Origin of the sequence: Streptomyces soli, assembly GCF_003999195.1 — a bacterium.
Taxonomy (GTDB): domain Bacteria; phylum Actinomycetota; class Actinomycetes; order Streptomycetales; family Streptomycetaceae; genus Actinacidiphila; species Actinacidiphila soli.
Genome location: NZ_RJVR01000391.1, coordinates 1 through 3,860 on the forward strand (window position 1 = coordinate 1; position 3,860 = coordinate 3,860).

Here is a 3,860-nt window from a genome sequence, read left to right on the forward strand (position 1 = left end):
GAACGACACCACCTCACCCGGCAGCTCGATTGCCATCCTGACCCCCGTCGGTCATGTCTCCGACAGCTCATCAGAGACGTTGCTCAAGGAGGGGCAATGGACAGGTAAACGCACAATCAAGGTCGACGACCTCGACCCGTACACAAGAACCTCAACGCGGTCTACCGTCCACTGGTGCCCGACGCCGACCCCTGATCCGCAGACCTCTGCTCGCCCGGTGAGGCCTGGCAGGCATCTCAGTAGTGGCGCGCAAGGGGCGCGGCGACCCCCCAGAAAGGTCTGGACATTAAACAAGCCCCAGGCCGCTGACCTGGGACTTCTGTATGGAGCGGGTGACGGGAATCGAACCCGCGCTCTGAGCTTGGGAATCACCGCGCCTGGCGGGCATGAGATCGGCTCCGACCTGCTGGAACGGGCGGCCTGCGGCGCCGTGGCTGGGCCAGCCTGTGACCCTGATTGACCGTGGTTCACCGCCCCATCGGGCACGCATCGGGCACGGCACGTCCATTGCGCTGTCCGCCATGAACGGAACTGACGGTGTCATTGCTCTGCCACGGGGCTATCGTGCCGCCGTGACCAGCTCAATGGAGCGCCCCATCCTTTTCCTTGACGTCGACGGACCACTCATCCCGTTTGGGCCGTCGTCCAGCCAGACCCCTGCCCTCAGCACCGAGGTCTTCCCTGGGGGAAACCCATTGCTTGGGCGGCTCAACCCCGCCCTCGGACCGCGTCTGATGGCGCTGGGATGCGACCTGGTGTGGGCCACGACATGGATGAACGATGCGAACGACGCCATTGCCCCACGGATCGGGCTGCCGAGGCTTCCTGTCGTGGAATGGCCGGAAGCGTCCACAGAAGACGGTCCACGCGGTTTGCACTGGAAGACCCGCCACCTCGTCGAGTGGGCCGGTCACCGCCCGTTCGTCTGGGTCGACGACGAGATCAGCGCTATGGACCGTCTGTGGGTCGCCGCACAGCACGACGGACCCTCGCTGCTTCACCGCGTAGACCCGGACGAGGGCCTCACCGATGGCGACTTCTCCGAGCTGGCCTGTTGGCTCCGTACTGCCGTGCCAAACTGGGCCGTGGGAACAGGCGATTAGAAGATGCGGGCACAGCCCGACAGCCCGGCCATGCCGGTTCACATCACCACCGTGGCAGACCGTTGAGTGCTGCCGGCGTCCGCCCCTCGTTGCCGTCAGCACTGCCGGTTCGAACGAGCGATCTACACTGTCGCGTATGTGGATCGCTCTCGCAGTGGTCGCCGGTCTCATGGCCGTCGTGAACCTTACTCAGGTATTCATTGGTCGCCAGCCCATCAAGCCTTCCGTAAGCAAGCGCCCCGCGCCGCAACTTCGGCGCGAGTCTGCGGCAGCCAGTGTCATGATGCTCGGTGTCGCACTGACGGCACTGCACCTCTACTGGGGAGGGCTCCTCGTCATTCTGGGCTTCGCATCGCTACTCATCGTCCGGAAGCGCTCCACGGGAAGCTAACGTCACCGTCGCCTGAGAGCACCTCACGCAGGCGCCTGTGATCAACCGCGGGCACATAGCCCCCCGTGACGATCCCCTCGATGCGAACTATGGGCTCGGCGGTCGCTGAGGTCTGCTGGGCAGGTGGGTCGTGCTTCTGCGGCCTGCATGATGTAGATCACGACTTCCCGGGCCGGTGGACTTCGGCCCGGTCGCCTGATTCCTCAAGGACAGCCCGTACGCGGTGACGCTGCTGGAGAAGAAGCGGTGCGGGCCGCCCGGAGGTTCGGGGGGGCCGCCCCGCCGTTTGCGGCGACGATGCTCGCGGGTCAGGACCCCGCGCGACGGGCCCGGTCATAGGCTTCACGGGCCGCGCGCTGGATCTCCTCCCTGTCGCGGAGGATCGCCTCCATCTCCTCAGCGGTGTCGGGGCCAGGACCGGGGCCACGGTCCGTGAGCCACTTGTAGAGGAAGCGGGAAGCCGCGTCCTCACTGTCGAAGCGCTTCATTGTCCGGTACAGGCCCCGCTCGAAGCTGCCCACGACCCAGGCGTCGCCCTCCTGCCGGAGGTACATGAAGTCCACGGGCTTCAGCTCGAACTCGTGGAAACCCGGGATCTCGTACAGCCCGTCGGGCACGCCCGCGGAGACGAGCGCCTCGCACAGCTCACGTCGGTCCATGTCCCGTCACCGGTCCGGTCAGTTCAGACGCTTCAAGAAGCCGTTGGCAACCAGCGTGCCCACTCGGTCGGTGCCCACGCCGAAGGTCATGTACTGAATGCCGTTGCCCGGCTGCCCGAACCAGGGCGCCGCGGGGCCCGCGTGGACCGTGAACTCTTTCACCACCTTGTACACGTGGTAGTTGAACGGGTAGTCCGACTCAATGGTGTTGAGGCTCTGCGGCGGGAGGGAACGCTGAGAGAACGGGCTGCCGGACGGCGCCAGGAACTGGCCCCCCTCGCCTCCGAATCGGTCCAGCTTCTGCCCCACGGTGAGGGGTAGGTCCACGAAGATCGGATTACCCGCCGGGTTGAGCCGGAAGCCGTCTTTGGGTGGGAATATGTAGCTGCCCGCCGTGGGGCTCCACCAGGTCTGGATGAATCCGTTGGGGGTCTGTCGGCCGAGGCGCTGGTAGTCGGCCAGGATCGCGCCGAATAGGCCGCTGTTGGGCAGTTTTCGCGGGCCGAGCCGGGGGTCGCCACAGAAGTACGTGGGGTTGGTGAAGGGGACACCGAGACAGGCGCGGTGGTCCCTCGCGCCGCTGGTTGTCGACGGGCCAGGGTCCACCCCCGGCGCGGGACCTGCCGTGGCATGACCGGCGGAAGCCTGAGCGTGTGCTGCCGGTACCTGGCTGACGGCGTCCGCGGGCGCGACCGCGCCCATGAGGGTGCTGCCGAGCAGGACGAGCAAGGCGGGAAGGGTGGAGAGCGATATTCGATGGCGACGCTTCAAGGGTCCTCCAGGAGTGGTCCGCGACGTGCCGGTTCATCTGCGGACAGCCGCGGGAAACGGACGGCCACCGGGGACGCTCGTAACGGAGTGTCACCGGAGCCGCCCGATACGTACCCGGGGAGGATCACCGACCTGGGCCGACACGCCGGGAATTCATCCGAATGGACCCGGACTTCGCCCGGACGCAGCACCGCCCGCCCGCAGCCCCGCGATGGGGCCCGCCAACCGGGCGGTGACGGAGCGTCGCGCTACAAGCTTGGTCATTGACATCGGTGGCGCCTATCAGAGCGGGCGCCTCCCGGCGTTAGGGTGAGTTGTGATCAATGCGCTGGGGAGTGTCCGGGGTTCCTTGAGTTTTCAGAAACAAGTAATATGTGACACTCGGAGTGGGGCCCACCTCTCGCTGTGACTCAGATGGTGAGCCCCGTGCATGCTGAGAACGCGACGGACAATCTCTCGCAGCAGTAGCCGCCTCCCGCCTTGCGTGTGAGCAAAACGACTGCCTGAAGGATCGCCTTTACAAAAAAACGTTCTAGCAGTTCCACGCCTTCCGACAGAGTCGCTACAGCTGGGCTACTCCCCGGCCTGTTGCCGTCAGGAACTGTAGAGCGCCTGAATCCCCCCGTCCTGGCCGGGCTGGGATTCCTCGATCCAGCGGACGACCGACCGCTACTGCTTCGGCAGTCGGCTGTCGAGACGGGCCCGGCCTCAAGCCGTTGAAGCTGCTGACGGCCGGATGAGCCATGAGCTTGGGAATCACCGTGCGTTCACACGCGATCAAGTCTTTGAGCTGCGCAAACGTTGGCAGATACCCTTCTGGTTCCGGCCGTGCCGTGACCCTGTGAACGATCACGTAATTCCCCGGGCCCGGCGTCACGTAATTCCCCAGGTCCTGGCCTTGTCCATGTCTACTTGATCGAGGGCTTGTTTGTCTTG

At 65.5% G+C, this 3,860-nt stretch carries 4 protein-coding genes; 2 read left to right on the forward strand and 2 right to left on the reverse strand.

Annotated elements, in window-relative coordinates; translation table 11 throughout:
* Positions 1–572: 572 nt before the first annotated feature.
* Complete coding sequence (locus EFK10_RS46085; RefSeq protein WP_127361590.1) at positions 573–1,103, forward strand: HAD domain-containing protein; 531 nt, start codon at positions 573–575, stop codon at positions 1,101–1,103.
* A gap of 136 nt (positions 1,104–1,239) precedes the next feature.
* A complete protein-coding gene (locus tag EFK10_RS46090) occupies positions 1,240–1,494 on the forward strand; it encodes a hypothetical protein (RefSeq protein ID WP_127361587.1) in 255 nt (84 codons plus the stop codon).
* Between the two features lie 308 nt (positions 1,495–1,802).
* On the opposite strand, the gene EFK10_RS46095 is transcribed toward EFK10_RS46090, so the two are convergent.
* Positions 1,803–2,153 (reverse strand): hypothetical protein, encoded by a 351-nt coding sequence (locus tag EFK10_RS46095; RefSeq protein WP_127361588.1) that lies wholly within the window; start codon positions 2,151–2,153, stop codon positions 1,803–1,805.
* 18 nt (positions 2,154–2,171) lie between these two features.
* Positions 2,172–2,924, reverse strand: coding sequence for a TNT domain-containing protein (locus EFK10_RS46100; protein ID WP_127361589.1), 753 nt, complete (start codon positions 2,922–2,924; stop codon positions 2,172–2,174).
* Positions 2,925–3,860: the final 936 nt, after the last annotated feature.